The 23,870-nt window shown below is 43.4% G+C and carries 20 protein-coding genes; all 20 read left to right on the top strand.

Annotation, left to right across the window (positions count from 1 at the left end):
• Nucleotides 1–187 precede the first annotated feature (187 nt).
• The 20 genes from FLP08_RS06200 (at nucleotide 188) to FLP08_RS06105 (ending at nucleotide 23,869) form a co-directional block, all read left to right on the top strand.
• Nucleotides 188–676, top strand: a complete 489-nt coding sequence (locus FLP08_RS06200; RefSeq protein ID WP_156275084.1) for an AtzH-like domain-containing protein — start codon at nucleotides 188–190, stop codon at nucleotides 674–676.
• Between the two features lie 30 nt (nucleotides 677–706).
• Entirely contained in the window at nucleotides 707–1,630 is a 924-nt protein-coding gene (gene queG / locus FLP08_RS06195; protein WP_162430952.1) for a tRNA epoxyqueuosine(34) reductase QueG, read from the top strand.
• Between the two features lie 54 nt (nucleotides 1,631–1,684).
• The gene (locus FLP08_RS06190; RefSeq protein WP_156275083.1) at nucleotides 1,685–3,973 is read left to right on the top strand and encodes an NADP-dependent malic enzyme; all 2,289 of its coding nucleotides are present in this window, start codon (nucleotides 1,685–1,687) and stop codon (nucleotides 3,971–3,973) included.
• A 90-nt stretch (nucleotides 3,974–4,063) separates the two neighbouring features.
• A complete protein-coding gene (ruvA, locus tag FLP08_RS06185) occupies nucleotides 4,064–4,645 on the top strand; it encodes a Holliday junction branch migration protein RuvA (protein ID WP_156275082.1) in 582 nt (193 codons plus the stop codon).
• A gap of 51 nt (nucleotides 4,646–4,696) precedes the next feature.
• Nucleotides 4,697–11,803 (top strand): T9SS outer membrane translocon Sov/SprA, encoded by a 7,107-nt coding sequence (gene sov / locus FLP08_RS06180; RefSeq protein WP_500681171.1) that lies wholly within the window; start codon nucleotides 4,697–4,699, stop codon nucleotides 11,801–11,803.
• 61 nt (nucleotides 11,804–11,864) lie between these two features.
• Nucleotides 11,865–12,245, top strand: a complete 381-nt coding sequence (gene gcvH / locus FLP08_RS06175; protein WP_156275078.1) for a glycine cleavage system protein GcvH — start codon at nucleotides 11,865–11,867, stop codon at nucleotides 12,243–12,245.
• Nucleotides 12,232–12,633, top strand: a complete 402-nt coding sequence (locus tag FLP08_RS06170) for a VanZ family protein (protein ID WP_238388454.1) — start codon at nucleotides 12,232–12,234, stop codon at nucleotides 12,631–12,633. Before gcvH ends, FLP08_RS06170 begins: the two co-directional genes overlap by 14 nt.
• Before the next feature lie 32 nt (nucleotides 12,634–12,665).
• Nucleotides 12,666–13,385 carry an energy transducer TonB gene (locus FLP08_RS06165; RefSeq protein ID WP_156275076.1) on the top strand — a complete coding sequence of 240 codons (720 nt, stop codon included), beginning with the start codon at nucleotides 12,666–12,668 and terminating at the stop codon, nucleotides 13,383–13,385.
• Between the two features lie 110 nt (nucleotides 13,386–13,495).
• The gene (locus tag FLP08_RS06160) at nucleotides 13,496–14,218 is read left to right on the top strand and encodes an energy transducer TonB (protein WP_156275074.1); all 723 of its coding nucleotides are present in this window, start codon (nucleotides 13,496–13,498) and stop codon (nucleotides 14,216–14,218) included.
• A 117-nt stretch (nucleotides 14,219–14,335) separates the two neighbouring features.
• A complete protein-coding gene (locus FLP08_RS06155) occupies nucleotides 14,336–16,459 on the top strand; it encodes a gliding motility outer membrane protein RemB (protein ID WP_156275072.1) in 2,124 nt (707 codons plus the stop codon).
• 90 nt (nucleotides 16,460–16,549) lie between these two features.
• Complete coding sequence (cyoE, locus tag FLP08_RS06150) at nucleotides 16,550–17,452, top strand: heme o synthase (RefSeq protein ID WP_156275070.1); 903 nt, start codon at nucleotides 16,550–16,552, stop codon at nucleotides 17,450–17,452.
• Nucleotides 17,443–18,024, top strand: coding sequence for a cytochrome c oxidase subunit 3 (locus FLP08_RS06145; RefSeq protein WP_156275068.1), 582 nt, complete (start codon nucleotides 17,443–17,445; stop codon nucleotides 18,022–18,024). Before cyoE ends, FLP08_RS06145 begins: the two co-directional genes overlap by 10 nt.
• Nucleotides 18,025–18,069: 45 nt before the next feature.
• Nucleotides 18,070–19,050 (top strand): cytochrome c oxidase subunit 3, encoded by a 981-nt coding sequence (locus FLP08_RS06140; protein WP_156275066.1) that lies wholly within the window; start codon nucleotides 18,070–18,072, stop codon nucleotides 19,048–19,050.
• A 17-nt stretch (nucleotides 19,051–19,067) separates the two neighbouring features.
• Entirely contained in the window at nucleotides 19,068–19,430 is a 363-nt protein-coding gene (locus tag FLP08_RS06135) for a cytochrome C oxidase subunit IV family protein (RefSeq protein WP_156275064.1), read from the top strand.
• 172 nt (nucleotides 19,431–19,602) lie between these two features.
• Nucleotides 19,603–20,244, top strand: coding sequence for a hypothetical protein (locus FLP08_RS06130; protein WP_156275063.1), 642 nt, complete (start codon nucleotides 19,603–19,605; stop codon nucleotides 20,242–20,244).
• A gap of 4 nt (nucleotides 20,245–20,248) precedes the next feature.
• Entirely contained in the window at nucleotides 20,249–20,983 is a 735-nt protein-coding gene (locus tag FLP08_RS06125; protein ID WP_156275061.1) for an SCO family protein, read from the top strand.
• Nucleotides 20,980–21,519, top strand: coding sequence for a DUF420 domain-containing protein (locus FLP08_RS06120; protein WP_162430950.1), 540 nt, complete (start codon nucleotides 20,980–20,982; stop codon nucleotides 21,517–21,519). Before FLP08_RS06125 ends, FLP08_RS06120 begins: the two co-directional genes overlap by 4 nt.
• Before the next feature lie 46 nt (nucleotides 21,520–21,565).
• Nucleotides 21,566–21,805 (top strand): hypothetical protein, encoded by a 240-nt coding sequence (locus tag FLP08_RS06115; RefSeq protein WP_156275680.1) that lies wholly within the window; start codon nucleotides 21,566–21,568, stop codon nucleotides 21,803–21,805.
• 125 nt (nucleotides 21,806–21,930) lie between these two features.
• Entirely contained in the window at nucleotides 21,931–22,632 is a 702-nt protein-coding gene (locus FLP08_RS06110) for an ABC transporter ATP-binding protein (RefSeq protein WP_156275059.1), read from the top strand.
• Nucleotides 22,625–23,869: an ABC transporter permease gene (locus FLP08_RS06105; RefSeq protein WP_156275057.1), complete on the top strand. Its 1,245-nt coding sequence runs from the start codon at nucleotides 22,625–22,627 to the stop codon at nucleotides 23,867–23,869. The genes FLP08_RS06110 and FLP08_RS06105 overlap by 8 nt, the downstream gene beginning before the upstream one ends.
• The last annotated feature ends 1 nt before the right edge of the window (nucleotide 23,870 follow it).

The following is a 23,870-nucleotide window of genomic DNA, read 5'->3' as shown; positions in this document are numbered from 1 at the left end:
ATAAACGACTTGCATCCAATTTGGTTTCCGGTTCAGTACTGATGCTAAATCTTGATTCCCATAACTAGAGCTTGTTATGTGAAATTAAAGTGGTTATAGCATTACCTAAATAAATTCAAGGGATTTCCTCTATTATAAAAATGAGCAATAATCGCTATTATAATGTATAACCATTAAATCATACATTATGAAAACGATAGTAGGAGTTATCATGTTTTGTTTTTTCCAGGTAGGTATCGGTCTGGGGCAAAACAACAATCAATCAGAAGCCTTTAAGGAATATCCTGAAGCTAAAAAGGAAGTGAAGCAGGCCTTAGACGATATTGAGAACTACATTCGGAACAATGAAACAGATAACCTCATAGCAATGCACGCATACGGACCTAAATTCACAGAATTTGAAGTGGGAGGAATGAGACAGGGGTCAAAGGAAAATGAAGATTTTGAAAGAAATTTTCTCGGTACCATCACCGAAGTTGAGAAATGGAATTGGGATGACCTTCAAATTAATGTTTTTGGGGGTGATGTGGCGAATGTGACTTTCCATTCCGATTTTAAATTTTCGAGAGATAAGGAAGATTATAATATGCAAATGCAGGGAACACTATTATTTGTAAAAACAGACCAAGGGTGGAAAATTGTGCATGAGCATTTGGCTCCGATTAATCAAGAATAGATTCCATTTAAAAAATCTTAGATTTGAGTCGTGGAAAAAACACGGCAGTATACAGATTTAATTAAAGCTGAAGCCAAGCGCCTTGGTTTTCTTTCCTGCGGAATCTCGAAAGCGGAGTTTCTAGAGCAGGAAGCTCCCAGGCTGGAAAACTGGCTGACTAATAATATGCATGGGGAGATGCGTTATATGGAAAACTATTTCGATAAACGACTCGATCCAACCAGGCTGGTGCCCGGCTCCAAAAGTGTGATCTCCCTTCTTTTTAATTATTATCCCCATGAATTTCAGAATGAAGATTCTTATAAGATCAGTAAATATGCTTATGGGCGTGATTATCACTTTGTGATAAAAGATAAATTGAAGGAGATGCTTTCGACCCTTCAGGATGAAATTGGAGATTTCCATGGGCGGGCTTTCGTAGATTCAGCTCCTGTTCTGGATAAAGCTTGGGCAGCTAAAAGCGGATTGGGTTGGATAGGAAAGCATTCCAATTTGTTATCAAAACAAACCGGCTCCTTTTATTTTATAGCTGAACTTATCGTTGATCTGGACCTGGAATATGATACCCCGGTAACAGATCACTGTGGAAGTTGTACTGCCTGTATTGATGCCTGTCCTACTAATGCCATCGTAGAACCATATAAGGTTGATGGCAGTAAATGTATTTCCTATTTTACGATCGAGTTAAAGGATGAATTACCTTCTTCATATAAAGATAAATTTGATGACTGGATGTTTGGATGTGATGTTTGTCAGGATGTATGTCCCTGGAACCGCTTTTCAAAACCTCATAACGAACCTCTTTTCAATCCGCTTCCAAACCTGCTGGAAAATGATAAAAAGGATTGGGAAGAGATCACCCGGGAAACCTTCAACGAGATATTCAGGAAATCGGCCGTGAAAAGGACGAAGTACGAGGGTTTGAAAAGAAATATTAGTTTTCTGAAAGAATAGATTTCTATTTAACCTTAGCCTTACTACCTTTGCTTTCAGCCAAAAAATTGAATTATGAGTAACACTTCCAGGAAGAGAAGAGAGGCACTGGTTTACCACGCGAAACCAAAGCCGGGAAAAATTCAGATTGTACCTACCAAAAAATACGCGACCCAAAGAGATTTATCTCTCGCTTATTCGCCAGGTGTGGCCGAACCCTGTCTCGAAATTGAAAAGGATAAGGAGAACGCATATAAATATACTACCAAAGGAAATCTTGTAGCCGTAATTTCTAACGGAACCGCGGTGCTGGGCTTAGGAGATATTGGTCCCGAAGCCTCCAAGCCGGTAATGGAAGGGAAAGGCCTTTTGTTCAAGATCTTCGCCGATATAGATGTTTTTGATATCGAAGTAGATACCAAGGATGTTGATAAGTTCATTGAGACCGTAAAGAATATTGCTCCAACCTTTGGAGGGATCAACCTGGAAGATATCAAGGCTCCCGAGGCTTTTGAGATCGAACAGCGCTTAAAGGCAGAACTGGATATTCCGGTGATGCACGATGACCAGCATGGTACAGCCATCATTTCGGCAGCAGCATTGTTGAATGCGCTGGAGCTGGCCAAAAAGAAGATCGAAAAAGTAAAGATCGTGATAAGTGGTGCAGGGGCGGCAGCCGTTTCCTGTACAAAATTATATAAGGCATTTGGTGCCAAGGCAGAGAATATCGTGATGCTGGACAGTAAAGGAGTGATCCGTAAGGATCGCGAGAACCTTTCCGGCGAGAAAGAGGAATTCGCGACTGCCAGGAAGATAGATACCCTGGAAGAGGCCATGAAGAATGCCGATGTGTTCGTGGGTCTTTCTATCGCAGATATAGTGTCTCCCGAAATGCTGAAAAGCATGGCTAAGAGGCCCATTGTCTTTGCAATGGCGAATCCGAATCCAGAAATAGATTACGAACTGGCCATGAAGACCCGAAAGGATATTATCATGGCAACCGGCCGTAGTGACCATCCTAACCAGGTGAACAACGTGCTGGGATTTCCGTTCATCTTTAGGGGCGCACTTGATGTTAGGGCGACCAAGATCAATGAGGAAATGAAAAAGGCGGCGGTAAAGGCCCTTGCTGAACTTGCCAAGGAAGCAGTGCCGGAACAGGTAAATATCGCTTACGGGGAAACCCGACTTAATTTTGGTCCGGACTATATCATCCCGAAACCATTCGATCCAAGGCTAATCGCTAAGGTTCCGCCAGCCGTGGCCAAAGCTGCTATGGAAAGTGGTGTTGCCCGTCAGGATATTCAGGACTGGGATAAATACGAAGAAGAATTACTGGAGAGAATGGGTAATGAGAATAAGATTACCCGAATGCTCATTAACCGCGCAAAGACCAATCCCAAGCGAATCGTTTTTGCTGAAGCAGATCACCTGGATGTGTTAAAGGCTGCCCAGATCGTTAGGGACGAAGGAATCGGTTTCCCGATTCTTTTAGGAAGAAGGGAAGTGATCAAGGAACTGATGCTGGAGATAGATTTTGAGGAGGATGATGTATTGATCATCGATTCAAAATCTGATGAAGAAGAGGATCACCGTAATAACTATGCTCATAAATACTGGGAAACCAGGCACAGGAACGGGGTTACTAAATACGACGCCGAAAAGCTGATGCGCGAACGCAATTATTTCGCAGCCATGATGGTGAACGAGGGTGATGCCGATGCTTTGCTTTCTGGTTATTCCAGGGCGTACCCTACGGTGGTAAAGCCAATGCTGGAAGTAATTGGGATGGCTAAGGGAGTTACCAGGGTGGCTGCCACCAATGTAATGAATACCTCAAGAGGACCACTTTTTATAAGTGATACTTCCATAAATATAGATCCGCCGGCGAAAGACCTGGCCAAGATCGCCCAGATGACCGCAAGGGTGGTGCAATTATTCGGTATGGAGCCGGTAATGGCTATGGTCTCTTATGCGAACTTTGGATCTTCAAAAGACCCGAGAGCGAAAAAAGTAAAAGAAGCGGTTTCCTATCTGCATAGGTTTCATCCTGAGCTTAGTGTGGACGGAGAGCTGCAGGCAGATTTTGCCCTCAACCGTGAAATGCTTCAGAATAAGTTCCCGTTTTCAAAACTGGCAGGTAAGAAGGTAAATACGTTAATTTACCCAGACCTGGACTCGGCGAACAGTACCTATAAGCTTATCAAGGAGTTGAACGATGTAGATTCCATAGGGCCAATCATGATGGGAATGAAAAAACCTGTACATATACTGCAGCTGGGAGCGAGTGTGGAGGAGATGGTGAATATGGCCGCCGTTGCCGTGGTAGATGCACAGGAAAAAGAGAAGAGACTCAAAAAATAATAACATATCAGGTTTTAGATGCAAGGCAGAAACACGATTTCTGCCTTTAGTTTATTTTACTACATTTGAGACTGAACACAAGTTTTTTTCATGATCCATCACTTAAAGGGCCAATTAATTGAAAAAAATCCAACCTACGTTGTAATAGAATGCAACGGAATTGGATACACCGTAAATATTTCGCTGCACACTTTTTCGCTAATCCCAGATTCTGAAGCTATTAGTCTGTATACTTACCTTCAGGTAAAGGAAGATTCTCATACGCTTTATGGTTTTATGGAAAAATCTGAAAGGGAGATCTTCAAACTGCTAATTTCTGTTTCGGGAGTAGGAACAAGCACGGCCAGGACTATGCTTTCCTCTCTTCAACCAAAAGAGGTGAGCGAAGCAATAGCCACGGGAGATGTGCCTACGGTACAAAGCGTGAAGGGAATAGGAGCTAAGACCGCGCAGAGAGTGATCCTGGACCTGAAAGATAAAGTGCTGAAAGTGCTTGGAGACGATGAAGTTTTTGTCTCTCAGAACAATACTAACAAGGAAGAAGCGTTATCTGCTTTAGAGACTTTAGGTTATAGCAGGCGACAGGCCGGGAAAGTTGTAGATAAGATCCTGAAGGAAGATCCTGAATCCACCGTAGAATCTATTATTAAACTTGCTCTTAAAAAGCTTTAAGTTACTTTGAGGAACAATTACTCTAAATTGTCTGTACCGGTATACCTATGCATCCTGTTCATACTGGTGTTTTCAGTGGATTCAGCGGCTCAGGAGACGCCGCAGGATACCACGGCTACTGGCTATTCGATGGGGGAGATCAGCCTTCCCGATCCTGAAAGTATTGTTTCCAAATACGAATACGATCCTGTCCTGGATCGTTATTTCTATAAAGAAAATCTGGGCGATCTCAATCTTGGTCTGCCTTTAGTGCTTACCCCGGAGGAATTCGAAGAGCTGGTCCTCGCCGAGGAGATGCGTGATTATTTTAAACTGAAAAATGATGCGCTTTCCGGGAGAAAGGAAGGTTCAGAAGAGATTCAGAAAGACCTGCTTCCAGATTTCTATGTGAACAGTAATTTCTTTGAGACCATCTTTGGAGGCACAGAGATTAATGTAGTGCCTCAGGGATCTGTAGAGCTGGACCTCGGTTTGCTTTATACCAAGCAGGATAACCCGGCTTTTTCTCCCAGGAACCGGCGGAACCTTTCCTTCGATTTTGACCAGAGGATCAGCCTGAGTCTGTTAGGGCAGGTGGGTGAAAGACTGCAGATAACCGCCAATTACGATACCGAGTCCACCTTCGACTTCCAGAACCAGTTAAAACTTGAATATACTCCAAACGAAGATGATATTGTTCAGAAGATCGAGATTGGTAACATCAATATGCCTCTGAACAATGCCCTAATCCAGGGGGCGCAGGCCCTTTTTGGTTTTAAGACCGAGCTTCAGTTTGGTAAAACCCGAATCACCGGTGTCTTTTCTGAGCAGAAATCTGAAAGAAGGACTGTGAATGTTGAGGGAGGTGCTACCGTGGAGGATTTTGAAAAGTTCGCCCTGGATTATGACCAGGACAGGCACTTCTTCCTTGCGCATTATTTCCGGGATACCTACGACGAGGCCCTGGAAAATTATCCTTTCATCAATACTAATATCCAGATTAAAAGGATACAGGTTTGGGTGACCAACCGTACCAACAATATTCAGAATATCCAGGATACCAGAAATATCGTGGCGATTCAGGATTTGGGGGAAACGAACGTTCCCGGGAATATAGGTCTGGACAACCCTCCGGGAGGTTTTTTCAACCAGCCTGCCGGTGCTTTCCCCGATAACACGGTGAACGATTTTAACCCCTTCGGAATTACCGGCAACGGGCAATCGGTTCTTACTCCTGCCATTCGCGATATCGCTACCGTAGAGCAGGGCTTTGGAGGGATCCCGGTTTCTGAAGGTATCGATTACGGGATTCTGGAAAATGCACGACAGTTAAGGCCTTCAGAATATACCGTGAATACCCAGCTGGGATATATTTCCCTGAACCAGCGCCTGGCCAACGATGAGGTGCTTGGGGTTGCTTTTCAGTATACCATCAACGGAGAAGTATACCAGGTGGGGGAGTTTGCCAATGACGGGGTAAATGCCAATAATGATGTTTCCGGTGAGATACCAGATACGGGTACAAACCCGCGCGCCAGCCAGAACCTGGTGGTGAAAATGCTGAAAAGTACCATCATCAACGTAAATGAGCCTATCTGGGACCTGATGATGAAGAATATTTACAGCCTGGGTGCCTACCAGCTGGAAAGGGATGATTTCAGAATGAACATTCTTTATACAGATCCACAGCCTTTAAACTATATCAGGCCTGTCGAGGGTACCACTTTTCCTGATGATGTTACCGAAACTCCCCTTTTGCGTGTTTTCAGCGTTGATAAACTGAATAATAACGGGGACCCCATTAATGGCGGGGATGGGTTTTTTGATTATGTCCCGCAGATAACCATAGATCCGCAGAACGGGAATATCATCTTTACCACGGTAGAGCCATTTGGTAGTCACTTATTCGATAAACTTGACAATACGCCCAATAGCGGGCCAGAAGATTATAATATTCCCGAAACCTGGAACGAGAACCAGGAGAGGTACGTGTTCAGGGCGCTTTATCGCACCACCAAGATACAGGCAGAACAGGAAGAAGCAGATAAGAACAAGTTCCAGTTAAAGGGGCGATATAAATCTGCTGAGGTTGAAGGTATCCCTATCGGGTTTAACCTTCCGCCAGGCTCCGTGACCGTGACTGCCGGTGGAAGGATCCTGCAGGAAGGTGTAGATTATGTGGTGAACTATGAGCTGGGCCGGGTGCAGATCCTGGATGAAGCTTTGCTGGCTTCAGATATTCCCATCCAGGTGAATACCGAGAACAATGCTTTATTTGGCCAGCAGACCAAACGTTTTACAGGTATCAATGTAGAGCACCAGTTCAATGAGAATTTCCTGATTGGTGGTACCTTTCTTAACCTTAAGGAAAGACCGCTCACCCAAAAAGCGAATTACGGCTATGAGCCGATAAACAATACCATTCTTGGTCTGAATTTCAATTACAGCACAGAAGTTCCTTTTCTTACCAGGCTGGTGAACAAACTGCCTAACATAGATACAGATGTTAAATCTAATGTTTCGGTAAGGGGAGAATTCGCATACTTACTTCCGGGAACCCCGGCATCAGATGATTTCGATGGTAAGGCCACTACCTATATAGACGATTTTGAGGCGGCCCAAACCGCCATAGATATCAATAACCCGCTTAGCTGGGAGCTTTCCAGTGTACCGATTGGTTATGGTGGAGAGCTTGGTAACGGTGACCTGGCCGCAGGATATAAAAGGGCGAAAATGTCCTGGTATACCATAGATCCTATTTTCTATAGCAATAACCGCCCGGCGGGGATCACAGATTCAGATATTTCAACCTATGCGGCGAGAAGGGTAGCCATAGACGAGATCTTTCCTAATGTAGATATAGTAACCGGTCAGCCGCAGGTGGTTTATACCATGGATGTGGTCTATAACCCTGAAGAGCGAGGCCCTTATAATTATAACCCTGCAGCCAATGGCGGCAACAGCCTGCCTAATCCGCAGGGGAATTTCGGTGGCATCATGCGATCTATCAATACCACCAATTTTGAACAGTCTAACGTAGAGTACATCCAGTTCTGGGTGATGGACCCGTATATCTATCCAGAAAACTCCGGAAATTCTGCCGGAACCATCAACTTCAACCTGGGGAATATTTCTGAAGATGTATTGAAGGATGGTAGAAAACAATATGAGAATGGCTTGCCAGAGGGTGAAGGAGAAGCCAACGTGATAAATACTGCTTTTGGTGCGGTGCCTGCAGATAATTCACTGGTATACGCCTTCGATTCGGAAGGTGCGGCCAGGACATTGCAGGATGCCGGTTTCGACGGATTGCTTGACGGAGATGAGGCCGTTAAATTCCCAAATTTTGCTGGGCTTCCAGATCCATCTGCAGATAATTACCAGTACTTTCTGAATACAGACGGGGATATCGTGCAGCGTTACCGCAATTATAACGGTACCGAGGGGAACTCCCCTACACAGGTTACCGATACCAATCGCGGGAATTCTACCTTGCCTACTGCGGAGGATATGAACCGTGACAATACCATGAACACTATTAATAGTTATTTCCAGTATGAGATCCCGTTCTTCCAGGGGATGAATATTGATAATAACCGGTATATCACCGATGTCAAGGAACTTACTACCACGCTCAGGAACGGTCAGGAGCTGCCGGTAAGATGGATTCAGTTCAAGATCCCGATCTTTGAACCTACCGAGGCTATTGGTGGGATTGCCGATTTCAGGTCGATAAGGTTCGTAAGGATGTTCCTTTCAGACTTTCAGGATCCTACCATTTTAAGGTTTGGTACCATGGACCTGGTTAGAGGGGATTACAGGAGGTATAACCAAAGCCTTTTTGAAGACGAAGGGCAGATTGAGAACCCGAACACGCTTTTCGAGGTGAACGCGGTTAATATTGAAGAAAATGAGAATCGTCAGCCTATACCTTATGTGCTTCCACCAGGAGTGACCCGGGAAGAACTTTATGAAAATAATTCGAATATCAGGCAGAACGAGCAGTCCCTCTCATTAAGGGTGTGTGACCTCCAGCCGCAGGATGCCCGTGCGGTATATAAGAATTTCCAGATAGATATGCGACAGTATAAGAACCTGGAAATGTTCGTACATGCCGAGTCATTTGTGAACCGTCAGCCGTTGAAGGATGGCCAGTTGGTGGCCTTTGTTAGAATGGGTATAGACTTCAGTGATAACTATTACCAGATCGAGATCCCGCTTTCGCCAACCATGTTCGGAGCTACGACCCCGGAGGAGATATGGCCAGAAGTTAACAGGCTGAATATCGACCTGGAACTGCTTCAGCAGATCAAGACGGCCGTACTTGGAGATCCTACACTTAACTCTACAGAACTTAACTTTTTTACGGAAGAATTACAGCAAATAGATGCCGAAGCTCCATACGAAATGGGTAGGCAGAGAATCGGGGTAAAGGGAAATCCAAGTTTTGGAAATATCAGGTTGCTGATGCTTGGGGTAAAGAACGGTACCCGTATAGATGGGGTGACCGATCTTTGCGGGGAAGTATGGTTCAATGAGCTTAGGCTTTCCGATCTTAAAAATGAAGGCGGATGGGCCGGGGTGCTGAGCATGGACTCTAACCTGGCAGATTTCGCGAATGTTTCAGCCACGGGAAGAAGAAGTACCACAGGATTTGGTAGTCTGGACCAGGGACCTAACCAGCGTAGCCTGGAAGACCTTCAGCAATATGAAGTGGTAACCAACGTCAACATGGGGCAGCTGCTTCCGCAGAAATGGGGGGTAAAAGTGCCCGTGAACTACAGCAGGGGGGAAGAGCTTATTACCCCGAAATACGACCAGGAATTCCTGGATGTTGAACTGGACACCAGGCTGGAGAATATCCAGGATGCCGAAGAAAGGGACCGGGTAGAAAAACAATCCCAGTCTTATACCAAGCGACAGAGCATAAATGTGATTGGCTTGCGGAAAGAACGGGTGGGTGAGAAAAAACCTATGCCATACGATATTGAGAATTTTGCTTTTTCAACCTCTTACAACCAGGTAGATCACCGTGATTTCGAGATCGAAGAGAGCCTGGATCAAAGTGTTAGGGTTGGAGGTACCTATGAGTACAATTTCGGTGAAAAATCTGTGGAGCCCTTAAAAAATATCGCCGTGCTGGATAGCAGTGATTATTTTGCGATCCTGAGGGATTTCAATTTTAATTACCTGCCAACGAATATCAATGCGAGTTCGAACATTTTCAGGCAGTATAACGAGCAGAAGTTCCGATCGCTGGAGCTTTCCGAAAATGATATAGGTATACCAACACTTTATCAAAGAAATTATTTGTTCGACTGGCAATACGGGGTGAACTATAATCTTACCCGTTCCCTGAATTTCTCCTTTAATGCCAGCAACAACCGGATTATTCGTAATTATATAGACGAGGAGGGGTTTGCCGATAACAGTATTGGCCTGTGGGATGATTTCTTCAATGTTGGAGAGCCAAACCTGCATTTCCAGACCCTGCAGGTGAATTACCAGTTACCGTTGGAAAAGATACCTGCGCTTAGGTTCCTGAAAGCCACCTATTCCTATACCGGTGATTTCCAGTGGCAGCGAGGTTCCAGGATCTTCCAGCAATTAGAAGGAATTCCAGATATCGGGAATTCGGTTCAGAACTCTAATACCCACCAGATAAATGCCAATCTTAATATGCAGGACCTGTATGATTATATTGGGCTGGTAGAAAAGAAACCTCAAAGTGCCGGTAAGAGCATACAGGAAAGAAGTCGTGGCGTGCCTACTTTGGGACCTAAAGAAAATGAGGAGGAGCAAAAGGCAGAACCCGAGCCAAAAGGAAATAAAGGGTATAATACTTTTGTGAATATAGTGACCGGGGTCAAGACCGTACAGGTGAACTACCGCAATAGCCGCGGGATCTTCCTGCCAGGTTATACTGAAAGTATTGGTTTTATGGGTACTTTCAGGCCTACCGCTGGATTCACTTTTGGTTCCCAGAGCGACATAAGGAATATGGCTGCCGAAAGAGGCTGGTTAACCCTGTTCCAGAATTTTAACCAGCAGTATTCTGCCCTGAAAAACGAACAATTGGATTACCAGGCCGGGCTGGATTTTCTTCCAGATCTAACCATCGAGCTTACAGGTAGAAAGAACTTTTCTGAGAACTATTCAGAAAATTACCGGATAGATCCGGTAGACCTCGAATATCAGTCGCTTACGCCTTACACCTATGGTAATTTTGGAATTTCCACGATCCTGCTGAAAACAGCTTTCAGTAACTCCAGCGAGGCCAGTTCAGAAACCTTTGAGACCTTTAGAAGTAACAGGCTGGAGGTGGCCAGGAGGGTGGCGGCCGAAAGAGGCCTAGATCCTAATGATGTGGATGAAGAGGGCTATCCTCGCGGAATCGGCAAAACCAATCAGGCGGTATTGCTTCCTGCTTTCATCGCGGCCTATTCGGGTAAAGATGTTGGAAATGTGCGCCTTGGAGCATTCAGGGATTTTCCACTTCCTAACTGGAACGTGAAATATACCGGGCTAATGCGCCTTGACTGGTTCAAGGAAAAGTTCAGGAGGTTCTCCATTCTACACGGTTACCGTGCAGATTATACGCTCAACCAGTTCCAGACCAACCTGGATTACGATCCCGCGAACCCGGAAGAACTGAACCAGGCGGGAGATTTTAAGAATCCTATCCTTTATTCTAACCTGGTTCTAACCGAACTGTTCACCCCGCTGGCGAGGGTAGATTTCGAGACCAAGGGAAGTATACAGATCCTGGCTGAGGTGGCGAAAGATCGTTCCCTGGCCTTTAGTTTCGATAATAACCTATTAACCGAATACAGTGGGAATGAATATACCTTAGGCGCAGGGTACCGTATCAAGGACCTTAAGATCGCCACGGCAATTGGCGGAAGAAGGAGGATATTGAGCAGTGACCTAAACTTCAGGGCCGATGTTTCTTACAGGAAGAACCGCACAATCGTGAGATACCTTGACCTGGCGAATGCTCAAACCATTTCAGGACAGGATATCTGGTCTATCAATTTCAAAGCAGATTACGCCTTTACCAGGAATTTAACGGCCAGGTTCTATTACGATCATACTTTCTCTGAATATGCAGTTTCTACCGCGTTCCCGCAAACAACCATCAGGTCTGGGTTTACGCTTATATATAATTTCGGAAATTAACGACCCCTTGTTTGAACAATTCGTCTAAAAAACTAACTTTGCGGTCTTATAAACCATTATTATGAATATTCCACAAGAACTAAAGTACACTAAAGACCACGAGTGGGTTAAGATTGAAGGCGACACCGCAATTATTGGAGTTACAGATTTTGCCCAGGGCGAGCTTGGGGATATCGTATATGTTGAGGTTGAAACTCTGGATGAGACCCTTGAAAAAGAAGAGGTTTTCGGTACCGTTGAGGCGGTGAAAACAGTTTCAGACCTTTATATGCCACTTTCTGGAGAGATCATTGAATTTAATGACAGCCTGGAAGATGAGCCTGAAAAAGTAAATGAAGATCCTTACGGTGACGGATGGATGATAAAGATCAAGCTTAGCGATGCTTCAGAGGTAGACGATCTTTTATCTGCAGATGAATATAAGGAAGTTGTTGGTAGCTAGAATAACATTATTTTTTGCGCTGCTTTATACCGGTGCCATTACCTACTTCTCTTTGATAGTAATGGACTTTAAAGTCAGCGTGGCGGGATTTGATCCCACAGACAAAATGCTCCATGCCGGAGCATATTTGTTTTTAGCCTTTTTGTGGAAATTGTTCTTTGTTTTTCATAAGGCTGATTTTAAGCGATATACATCCAATTTATTATGGGTTGCTCTCGCTTGTTTTTTATTTGGTATGTTAATTGAGGTTTTGCAGGGAACCCTAACCAGTTACAGAACGCCCGATTGGTGGGATGTTCTGGCCAATTCAACTGGGGTAGTACTTGCTGTTATTTTCTTTACGGTCATGGCGCCGACGGTAAAGAAGCTGAAGCAGAAAGTAGCTTAGCTAAATTATAACCTTTATTAACCACTCTTATTATGAAACCAAAGAAAAACCCGAAAGCCGACCTTCGTCGGAAGTGGGTCCTATTTCTTCAGATTGGACTCGTACTAGTACTTTTTTTAACCCTGCAGGCCTTCAACTGGAAAAGCTATGAAGTGATTCCGAAGGAAAAAACTAAGGTAGAAATCGATGATCCCGTCGAGGAAACTCCGCCGGTTACTATAGTGCCCGAAATCACCCCGCCGCCGCCTCCAAAAACCATCATAGATAAGGTAGAAACCGTCCCTGATGATAAGGATGTCACCGAAGATGCGGTGGTAGATCCAAACCTGGACCTGGAAGACCTCCCGGAACCGGCAGATATAGTTGAGCCAGACGATGACGAGGAGCCGGTGAAAGTACCTTTCGACTTTATAGAAGAGGTGCCTGTTTTTCCGGGTTGTGAAGAGCTAACAGCCAACCCGGAAAGAAAAGAATGCATGAGTTCAAAAATCAGTAACTTTGTAAATAAGGAATTCGACACGAGATTAGGCGCTGAGCTTGGGCTCAGTGGTACAAAACTTGTGGTGGTAATGTTTGTAGTGAACAAGGATGGCCTGGTAGAGCAAATTCAAGTCAGGGCCCCACATCCGGAACTGGAAAAAGAAGGCAGGAGAGTAATAGCCAAATTACCTCAAATGAGACCGGGCAGGCAGGCAGGAAAACCCGTACCCGTCTCTTACACGATCCCGATTAGATTCAGAGTTCAGGAATGATTCTGAGTAGTTTAGGGAAATAGCCTATTTTAATTGACTTATTATTCCAGATAAATTTAGTTTTTTAGAAAAAATCTTTATTTTAGCAACCCTTAACAATATAACGCATTATGGAACCTAAGAAAAATCCAAAGGCTAATTTGAACAGAAACAGGACCCTGTTTCTTCAGCTTGGTCTTGTTGTAGTTCTATTTATAACCTGGAGGGCGATTGAGTGGAAAACTTATGACCCTGAAAATATAGATATAGGACAGGTAAACATGGACGCCCTTGATGAAGAGGATGTGCCGATTACTGAAATGCAAAATACTCCGCCACCACCGCCACCACCACCTCCGGCACCGGAAGTGATCGAGGTTGTGGAAGATGAGGAAGAAGTAGAAGAGGATGAGATCCAGTCTACTGAAACCAATCTGGATGAGATCGTAGAAGTGGAAGAAGTTGTTGAGGCTCCTGTAGAGGAAGAGGTAGAAGATGTTCCATTTGCGGTTATTGAAGATGTGCCAATCTTCCCAGGTTGTGAGAACCTTAGGAATAACGACGAGCGTAAGAAATGTATGAGTGAAAAGATCTCTAAGTATGTGAACAAGGAGTTCGATACAGATCTTGGAGCAGAACTTGGACTAACTGGTATTAACCGTGTGATCGTCCAGTTTAGAATTGATGAGAAAGGAAACATTGGTCAGGTGAGAGCTCGTGCTCCACACCCAAGACTTGAGCAGGAAGCAGCAAGGGTTATTAATAGCTTGCCTAAGATGAAGCCAGGTAAGCAACGTGGTAAGCCAGTAGGGGTAATGTACTCCCTTCCTATTGCGTTCAAGGTTCAGGACTAATAGTTGCTTGAATAATATTCAAATCCCTCGCTTTTAGCGGGGGATTTTTTATTTTATGTAAATTCACTTTCGGAAAAACTGTATATTACAGGCCTAAAACCATAGCCCCCCTAGTGTATGAAGTATATTTTACTTCTCTCTTTTATAGTTATTAGTTTTAAGATCACTGCTCAGGATGCTAATCTCTCTTCTGAAGTTTATCCTGAATTCCCTGAATGCGAAAATGTAGATTTCTCGAACCAGGCTAGTTGTTTTAATACAAGCCTGATAAATCATATAAGGCAGAATTTTCAGGTGCCCGAGATCGTTCAGCAGGAAAATTACAAGGGCCAGCTTACCATTATTTTCGAGGTGGACGAAGAAGGTGAATTTCAGTTAATTTATCTGGATGCCGCTTACGATGAATTGAAAGAGGAAACCAGGAGGGTTTTTGATGCTCTTCCCAGGTTAAAGCCGGCTACTTATAACGGCCGTGCTATACATATGCAGTTCAAGATGCCTCTAAGAATACCGCTTTCCAGTAACACGGTGGTTCATCAGGTAGAAGAGGAAAATGAAATTAGCCTAAAATCCGAATCCGAAGTTTCTCCAGAGGTCCTGGAAGATTCTAATGAGCTTACCGAGCTGGAGCAGATAAAATCTGAAAAATTTACCAACCCTAGATATTCCAGTGAGATCAATATTCCGTTATCTCATGAATTTTATAGTAGGTTCGATGCTGAGCTAAACGAGGTAGGGAATAATTCACATTCAGCTTCCAAGCCTTTAAGGTTTAGTGAAGTGAATAAATATTATGATTTCAAGGAGCAGCGCAGGGATATGCTTCAGGACAGGTCTACCTACGCAGGCAGGAAATTATGGAACGAGCACCTGGTGAGATTCCAGACAGAGGATTACTGGTTTACCCTGGATCCTGGGTTCGACCTGCAAATAGGAAAGGATTTTGATCAGACCGATCATGAATTTACCTATAACAACGGGAGGCAATTCATTGTTCAGGGAGGCCTGGGGAAGAAATTTAATTTCTACTCGGTGGTCTACGAGAGCCAGGGAAGGTTCGCTGAATATTACAACAGGTTTGCTGAATCTATTAAGCCAGATGGGGGAGACCCGGCAATAATTCCCGGTCGTGGAGTTGCCAAAACCTTTATGAACGATGGTTATGATTACCCAGTTGCTGAAGGGTACCTTTCCTTTACTCCGGCAAAGTTTATTAATATCCAATTCGGGCATGGAGATAATTTTATAGGAGATGGCTACCGATCGTTATTGCTGAGTGATAATCCCTCGCCATATCCATACCTTAAACTGAATACCACTTTCTGGAAACTGAAATATACCAATACCTGGATGTCCCTCAGGGACGTTAGACCTGAAGTGGTGAACAGTGGTTCTTATCGAACTAAATATATCGCCAATCATTACCTGAGCTGGAACGTTTCAAATCGTTTGAATCTTGGGTTTTTTGAGTCTGTGATGTGGGAAAACGATAATGATCGCGGCTTCGATCTGAATTACCTGAACCCGGTGATCTTTTATCGTGCGATAGAATTTGCTACTGGGGCAGATGGCGGAAATGCCATCATAGGTCTTACCGGGAAATATAAGTTTTCCAACCAGATGTATGCCTATGGGCAGTGGCTTATAGATGAGTTCTCTTCTGGAGATGTGTTCGGTGGAGAAGGCAGCTGGAAGAACAAGCTGGGTTTCCAGTTAGGGCTTAAGTATTTTAATGCGTTCAAAGTAAATAATCTTTACCTGCAGGCAGAATATAACCAGGTGAGGCCCTATACCTATTCGCATAACTCAATTACCCTGAACTACGCCCACAATAACCAGGGGATGGCGCATCTATGGGGAGCGAATTTCCGGGAATTCATTGGTATTGCCAGGTATAAAAGAGATCGCTGGTACGGGATGGCTAAACTTATCTACGGTAAGCGAGGTTTCGATTTTAATGAAAAGGGAGATTATTACGGGCAGGATATTTACCGGAACGAAGAAGATCGACCATTCGATACCGGGGTAGAAATAGGGCAGGGAAATACTACCAGTTCCTTTTTTACTGAACTCGAAGCCGGGTATATCGTAAACCCGACCACCAACCTGAAATTGTTCGCTAGTTTTATTTACCGGGATTTTAATACTCAGGTAGATACGCCAGCGAATTTTGATAATTCCACTACCTGGATCAACTTTGGTTTAAGAACAGATATTTTTAACTGGTATTTTGATTATTAGTGATTTCCGGGTCTGAAAATTAACATATTGCCTTCCTTGCCAAAACCTAATTAAGGAGTATCTTTGCGCCAGTTAAAAAAAAAGCTTTTTTTGAGCAACACGCGCGTACATACTTCCAACGCTTCCATTCTGTCAGATTTTAAGGAGATAACCAAAATGAGGCTGGCTATTAGCGTGGTCTTCTCTTCTGTTGCTGGTTATTTTCTTGGTGCCGATAATATAGATTTTGTAGTGGTAACCTTGCTGGCGATAGGTGGTTATTTAATGGTAGGGGCTTCCAACGCCTATAATCAGATCATTGAGAGGAACCTTGATGCGTTGATGGACAGGACAAAGAACAGGCCATTGCCTGCAGGGAGAATGAGTATTCCGGTCGCGTTCACCATAGCCAGTATTTTCACAGTTTTAGGCCTTATCGTGCTTTATGTAATAAATCCTAAAACGGCAATGTTCGGGGCGATAAGTATCTTTTTGTACGTAAGCATCTATACTCCTTTAAAGACCAAGACGCCGCTTTCAGTTTTTGTTGGTGCGTTTCCGGGAGCTATCCCTTTTATGTTAGGCTGGGTTGCCGCTACAGGTAATTTCAGTATAGAGCCGGGCACTTTATTTATGATACAGTTTTTCTGGCAATTCCCGCATTTCTGGGCAATTGGCTGGTGGTTGTTCGATGATTATAAAAAAGGCGGTTTCTTTATGCTGCCTACAGGAAAAAGGGATCGAGGTACGGCCATACAGATCATTCTTTATACCTGCTGGACCATACTTGTTTCGCTTATCCCTGTTTTCGGGGTAACCGGGAAACTTTACCTAACGCCTGTATCAGGTGCGATCATTCTTTTGCTGGGCATCGGGATGTTATACTATGCGGTAAGACTATTCAAGGAAAAAACAGCCGAGGCTGCTAAAAAATTAATGTTTGCCAGTGTATCTTATATCACATTGCTGCAAATTGTATACGTATTAGATAAATTTATCAGAGAATGGATTTAACTCAGGGATCAGACAAAAAGAAACACGAAAGAGCAAAAAAGATGATGCTCTGGTTTGGTATTGTGAGTATGGCGATGACCTTTGCCGGTCTTACCAGTGCTTACGTGGTTAGTAAAAGCAGGCCAGACTGGCTGAACGATTTTGAGCTACCCCTGGCATTTCTATGGAGTACCATAGTGATCATTGCCAGCAGTGTCACGCTTTGGTTGAGTAAAAGAATGATCCTGAACGGAAACAGGAAAAACGCGAGCGCTTTAATGATCGGGACGCTTATACTTTCAATTCTGTTCATCGTTTTCCAGTTTTATGGGTTCAGCGAGATACTTAGCCAGGGATACTGGTTCACCGGTGCCGAAAGTTCGGTGACCACTTCGTTCATTTATATCCTAGTATGTGTGCATTTGGCCCATTTAATCGCGGGTATCATCGTACTCCTGGTCTTAATTTATAACCATTTTAAACAACGCTATAAACCGGGGCAAATGCTTGGTTTCGAGCTTGGTGAAACGTTCTGGCACTTCGTGGATGTGCTTTGGATATTTTTGATTTTGTTTTTCTATTTCTATAGATAATAAAAATGCGTATTTTTGCGCATCCTTTAACATTAAAATACTTCTATGGAGGCTACTGTCGTTAGAACAGGCACAGAAGGAAAAACCTGGGGTGGTGGTAATGAACCACTAAAAGCTAGTTACGGAAAAATGATGATGTGGTTTTTCATCCTTTCCGATGCTTTAACATTTTCAGGATTCCTTGCCGCTTACGGTTTTTCAAGATTTAAATTCATCGATTCATGGCCAATTGCCGATGAGGTGTTCAATCACTTCCCGTTCTTACACGGAGTGGATGCTCCAATGTACTACGTGGCCCTGATGACCTTTATCCTTATTTTCTCTTCTGTAACTATGGTTCTTGCCGTAGATGCGGGACATCACATGAAAAAGGGAAAGGTGACTACCTATATGTTCCTAACCATTATTGGAGGTCTTGTTTTCGTTGGATCCCAGGCATGGGAGTGGAAAAATTTCATTAGCGGGGAATATGGTGCCGTTACTACTAAAGGTGGTAATGTGCTTCAATTCGTAGATGGTGAAGGTCACCGAGTTGGACTTGCAGATATCGCTGTTCCAATTGCTGGAGACAGGGTGGAACATGAAGCCAATAACGGCATCTGGTTCGATGAAGGAAAAGACCTTCCTACGTATAGTCTTGAAGAGGTGAAAGCAGGTTTTATCCAGAACGAGGATCTTTTAATTAGAACTCAGCAACTTACCGAAGATGGTGATAAAACCATTCTAAGCAGGGAAGAATCCTTGCTTAAGCTTAATAACGAAGCGGTAGGAACTGTAGAAGGAGCAAACCTGGTACAGAACGAGTACGGGTCTCCACTTTTCGCAGATTTCTTCTTCTTTATCACCGGTTTCCACGGATTCCACGTATTCTCTGGAGTGATCATCAATATCATTATTTTCTTTAATGTGATCATTGGTACCTACGAGAGAAGAGGAAGTTATGAGATGGTTGAAAAAGTTGGTCTTTACTGGCACTTTGTAGACCTTGTATGGGTATTTGTATTTACATTCTTTTACCTGGTATAATTCTGAAATAAACTATTATGGCTCACGATACTACACATCAACACGGATCGGCATCTAAAAGGATCTGGACGGTTTTCGGAATACTTTCAGTAGTAACAATTGTTGAAGTTATACTGGGGATTATAAAACCCGTTTTCCTTACCGATACCTTCCTGTTAGGAATGAGATTGCTTAACTGGATCTTCATTATCCTAACTATTTATAAAGCATATTATATTGCCTGGGCGTTCATGCACCTTGAGCATGAGACCAAGGGTCTTAGAAGGGCGATCGTCTGGACTTCGATATTCCTCATCTCTTATTTGATATTTATTCTTTTAACCGAGGGAGGTTATATTTACGATGTCTATAAATCAGGTTATGTTGCCTGGGACTTCTAAAAAAGTTAAAAACAATGGAAAAGGCGGTTTTGTTAAACCGTCTTTTTATTTTTGTAGCCCCTTGTAAAATAGGATTTTCTACTTATGAAATGAACAGTGCTGCTAGCGCTTAAAGTATATTAAAACCTTAATCGCAAATTGCATCTGACCATAAAATGAATATTTAAGACAGATGAAAAAGTTTCTGGTACTTGGAATTCTCTTTGCCCTGCCTATTACCGCATACTTGTTTTTTGCTTCCGGAAAGAACAATTTTGCCAGGCTTCCGGTTCTTACTGAAAATGTGAAAGATGTTACTGGATTCGAAACTAATTCAGACAGCCTGGTAAGCTTTAAAGACCACATTAACGTGGTTGCATTCTTCGGTTCAGACCTTGAGAACATCAAGGGAAATACCTTCAACCTGGACCAGAAGATCCTTGAAAAATATTATGGTTTTAATGACTTTCAATTCGTGATCGTGCTTCCGAAGGAGGCAAGGACCGAAACCGATGAGTACGTTGAAGAATTCAAAAAGATCACGGAGTCATCCAAGTGGAAGATCGTCTATGCCAGCCAGGAAAATATAAAAGAAGTCTTTAAAAGTTTTAAAACTCCTCATAAACTGGACGAAAGTGGTCATACGCCTTATGTTTTCATCGTAGATAAGGAGGCTAATCTTCGTGGAAGGGATGATGACGAGGATTATGGTAAACTTTATGGCTACGACTCCCGGGATGTGGCCGAACTTAGCAATAAAATGAACGATGATGTAAAGGTGATTCTGGCCGAGTATCGTCTTGCATTAAAAAGGAATAAGGCCAATAGAAATTAATAAGATGAAGAATTATTCATACGTAGGAATCTCACTGGTGATCCTTATCTTCGGAATCATCTTTATTCCGAAGATCGTGGACAGGATTAATGATGATGAGGTGGTTTCTTCAGACAGGCTTAACCAGAGAAGACAGAAGAAGATCAAGGACGACGGTAAGCCTCTTTCTTATATCGAAATTAACGGGGAGCGGAAGAAAGCTCCTGAGTTCGAACTTGTAAATCAGGACGGGGATACCATTTCTAATGAAGATTATAAAGGCAAGGCCTATCTGGTAGAATTTTTCTTTACTACCTGCCCTACCATTTGCCCCATCATGAATAAGAATCTGGTAGAGATACAGAATGAATTTGAGGACGAGGATGACTTTGGGATCGCCTCTTTTTCAATAGATCCTTCTCACGATACCCCTGTAGTGCTTAGCCAGTATGCAGAAAAATATGGGATAGACCATCCCAACTGGAACCTTTTAACGGGAGACAGGGAGAAGATATATCACCTGGCCAATAAGGAGTTTGGCGTTTATGCTGGGGAAGATGCTAGCGTTCCAGGAGGATTTGCCCATCAGGGAATGTTCATCCTGGTAGACCAGGAAGGATATATCAGGTCCAGGGAAGACCAGTTCGGGAATCCTTTGATATTTTATCGAGGGTCTGTGGAAAGAAACAAAAGCGTAGCTCGTGGTGAGGAAGAGCCACAAATAGATATATTAATTGAAGATATAAATAAATTACTGTGAAGACGACCATAAAAAGTTCAGATAAAGTAGCGGTGCCGGTAATTATCGGCCTGTCTATTGCCGTGCCTGTGATCGTACTTGTGCTCATGCTGTTACCCGAACGATATAATATTTTCGGAACAGACGCACTTACCTTCCCTTTATTCCATGGTATCCTGAATTTTCTAACCGCCATTCTATTGATCATTGGTTACTTTTTTATGAAGGCTGAAAAATACCTGGAACATAGGAATACGATGATCGCGGCCTTCGGACTTTCGGTAATTTTTCTGGTAAGCTATGTGCTTTCCAAGATCAGTAATGAGCCGGTTCCTTACGGTGGAGAGGGCTTATTAAGATACCTGTACTTCTTTATTCTTATTACCCATATCGTACTTTCAGGGATTATTGTGCCTTTGGTGCTGTTCACCATGTACCGCGGACTTAGCGGACAGTATAACAAACATGCGAAGATCGCACGCTGGACCTTTCCTATCTGGCTTTATGTAGCGGTCACCGGAGTTTTGGTTTTTCTATTTATGCTGCCTTATTATTAGGTTTGGATATAATTGATTAATTTTAAAAAGATTAAGTCAGATGAAAATGAAGATGAGGAATATTAGATTCACAGGATTTATCTTATTGATCCTTCTGTTTTTGCCCGATTTTGCTGAAGCCCAGTGTTCCATGTGCCGTGCGGTACTGGAAAGTGAAGCCGATCAAAGCACTGCGGAAGGTATTAATGATGGTATTCTTTATCTTATGATTTTCCCTTATTTATTGATTGGAGGACTTGGCTACTTTATTTACAGATCCAGAAAAAGCAAACCTAAAAACTCATAAAATCCTTGATTTTTGTAAAGTTTAGGTAAAGAAATCGTGGTTTTTAGTCGAAGACTGTAACATTTCCTTTTTTCTGCAGTCTTATTAAATAGGGAGTCATTTTCCCTGTTTAATAACCATCAATCATGATTGAAATTTCAAATCTTCACAAATCCTATAAAATGGGCGCGAACTCGTTGCACGTTTTAAAGGGGATCAACTTTAGTGTCGCTGAAGGGGAACTGCTTTCCATTATGGGATCTTCAGGATCGGGAAAATCTACCCTGCTAAATATCCTTGGAATGCTGGACGAGGCAGACGAAGGCTCGTACGTGCTGGATGGGGTGCCCATCAAAAATCTCAGCGAAAAACAGGCGGCAAAGTATCGTAATAAATTTCTTGGCTTTATTTTCCAGTCCTTTAATCTTATAGGCTATAAATCTGCCCTGGATAACGTAGCCCTGCCGCTATATTATCAGGGACTTGCCCGCGGAGAAAGGATGGACAGAGCCATGAGCTACCTGGAAAAGGTTGGCCTTGCTGATTGGGCCGGGCACCTGCCAAATGAACTTTCTGGCGGTCAAAAACAAAGAGTTGCCATAGCGAGGGCGCTGGCCAGCGACCCCAAGGTGCTGCTGGCAGATGAGCCCACCGGAGCCCTGGACACCAAAACCTCTTACGAGGTGATGGATCTTATTCAGGAGATCAATGACGAAGGCCGTACCATTCTTGTGGTTACGCACGAACATGATATCGCCCAAATGACCAAAAGGATCGTTAACCTTAAGGATGGCGTTATAATAGAGGATACCGTAGTTTCACAGGTTAGAGCTTTAGAAAATGTTTGATCTTGACAGATGGAACGAGATCTTCGAAACCATCAGAAAAAATAAATTAAGGACCTTTCTTACCGGCCTTTCTGTAGCTTCCGGGATTTTTATTCTTGTGGTTCTACTTGGGATAGGTGAAGGAATGCGCAATGGTATCGCCAGGGAATTCGAGCAGGATGCTTCTAATCTTATCTTTGTCTGGCCCGGGGTGACCTCAAAAGAATACAAAGGCCTTAATCCAGGCCGACGTATACAGATGAAAAATGAGGATTATAATCAGCTGCTGTTATTGTTCGGGGATAGAATAGATAAAACTGCAGGTACCTTTCAGAACTGGGGAATGGTTTTAACCTATGGCAAAGAAAATGGTTCTTATGATGTAAGAGGATCCTTTCCCGCATATCAGGAACTTGAAAATATATCGCTTACCTCAGGAAGGTTCATAGATCTTAACGACCTTAAAAATTCTGAAAAGACTATGGTCATTGGTCACCGGGTGAAACTAGACCTTTTTAAGGATGAGGACCCTATTGGTAAAATGGTTCAGGTATCTGGAGTGAATTTTAAGGTAGTTGGAGTTTATACAGATCCCGGTGGGGAAAGGGAAGAGAGCAGGGTGGTGATCCCTATTACCACGGCTCAGAAAGCATTTGGAGGTGGCACAAATGTAGACAGGCTGTACATCACCTTAAAACCTGAGGATAGCTTTGATGCTTCAGTGGCAGCCTCTACCCAGTTTTCTAAAGAACTGGACGAGTTCCTGAAGTCAAGACATACCATTGCTCCAGATGATAATAGTGCGATCCATATTAACAATACCCTTGAGAATGCAAAGCGCTTCTTTACCCTGATGGACATGATAAGATTGTTCTTCTGGGGAGTGGGAATTTGTACCATTATCGCCGGGGTAGTAGGAGTAAGTAATATCATGCTAATTATCGTAAAGGAAAGAACCCGTGAGATCGGGATCAGGAAGGCCCTTGGTGCTCAACCGCTTTCAATTATAGCTATGATACTCCATGAATCGATCTTTGTTACGGCAATTGCCGGATTCCTGGGGCTAATCTTTAGCCTGGCCCTGCTTGAATTTGTGGGTCCGCTCATTGAAACCCAGTACATATATAACCCCACCGTGAACTTTACTGTAGCTATCAATACAGTGGTAATATTAGTCCTGGCCGGCGCCATTGCTGGCTTTTTTCCGGCCTGGAGAGCCGCGAGGATAAAACCGATAATTGCTTTAAGAGACGAATAGT

It is taken from the genome of Christiangramia aestuarii (assembly GCF_009735585.1).
Classification (GTDB): domain Bacteria; phylum Bacteroidota; class Bacteroidia; order Flavobacteriales; family Flavobacteriaceae; genus Christiangramia; species Christiangramia aestuarii.
This window is presented reverse-complemented; position numbering and strand designations above follow the sequence as displayed.

What these genes read in the sequence shown, in the direction of transcription:
- FLP08_RS06200 (WP_156275084.1), top strand. Translation starts at nt 188, where the DNA reads ATGAAAACGATAGTAGGAGTTATCATGTTTTGTTTTTTCCAGGTAGGT.
- FLP08_RS06190 (WP_156275083.1), top strand. Translation starts at nt 1,685, where the DNA reads ATGAGTAACACTTCCAGGAAGAGAAGAGAGGCACTGGTTTACCACGCG.
- ruvA (WP_156275082.1), top strand. Translation starts at nt 4,064, where the DNA reads ATGATCCATCACTTAAAGGGCCAATTAATTGAAAAAAATCCAACCTAC.
- gcvH (WP_156275078.1), top strand. Translation starts at nt 11,865, where the DNA reads ATGAATATTCCACAAGAACTAAAGTACACTAAAGACCACGAGTGGGTT.
- FLP08_RS06165 (WP_156275076.1), top strand. Translation starts at nt 12,666, where the DNA reads ATGAAACCAAAGAAAAACCCGAAAGCCGACCTTCGTCGGAAGTGGGTC.
- FLP08_RS06160 (WP_156275074.1), top strand. Translation starts at nt 13,496, where the DNA reads ATGGAACCTAAGAAAAATCCAAAGGCTAATTTGAACAGAAACAGGACC.
- FLP08_RS06155 (WP_156275072.1), top strand. Translation starts at nt 14,336, where the DNA reads ATGAAGTATATTTTACTTCTCTCTTTTATAGTTATTAGTTTTAAGATC.
- FLP08_RS06145 (WP_156275068.1), top strand. Translation starts at nt 17,443, where the DNA reads ATGGATTTAACTCAGGGATCAGACAAAAAGAAACACGAAAGAGCAAAA.
- FLP08_RS06140 (WP_156275066.1), top strand. Translation starts at nt 18,070, where the DNA reads ATGGAGGCTACTGTCGTTAGAACAGGCACAGAAGGAAAAACCTGGGGT.
- FLP08_RS06135 (WP_156275064.1), top strand. Translation starts at nt 19,068, where the DNA reads ATGGCTCACGATACTACACATCAACACGGATCGGCATCTAAAAGGATC.
- FLP08_RS06130 (WP_156275063.1), top strand. Translation starts at nt 19,603, where the DNA reads ATGAAAAAGTTTCTGGTACTTGGAATTCTCTTTGCCCTGCCTATTACC.
- FLP08_RS06125 (WP_156275061.1), top strand. Translation starts at nt 20,249, where the DNA reads ATGAAGAATTATTCATACGTAGGAATCTCACTGGTGATCCTTATCTTC.
- FLP08_RS06115 (WP_156275680.1), top strand. Translation starts at nt 21,566, where the DNA reads ATGAAGATGAGGAATATTAGATTCACAGGATTTATCTTATTGATCCTT.
- FLP08_RS06110 (WP_156275059.1), top strand. Translation starts at nt 21,931, where the DNA reads ATGATTGAAATTTCAAATCTTCACAAATCCTATAAAATGGGCGCGAAC.
- FLP08_RS06105 (WP_156275057.1), top strand. Translation starts at nt 22,625, where the DNA reads ATGTTTGATCTTGACAGATGGAACGAGATCTTCGAAACCATCAGAAAA.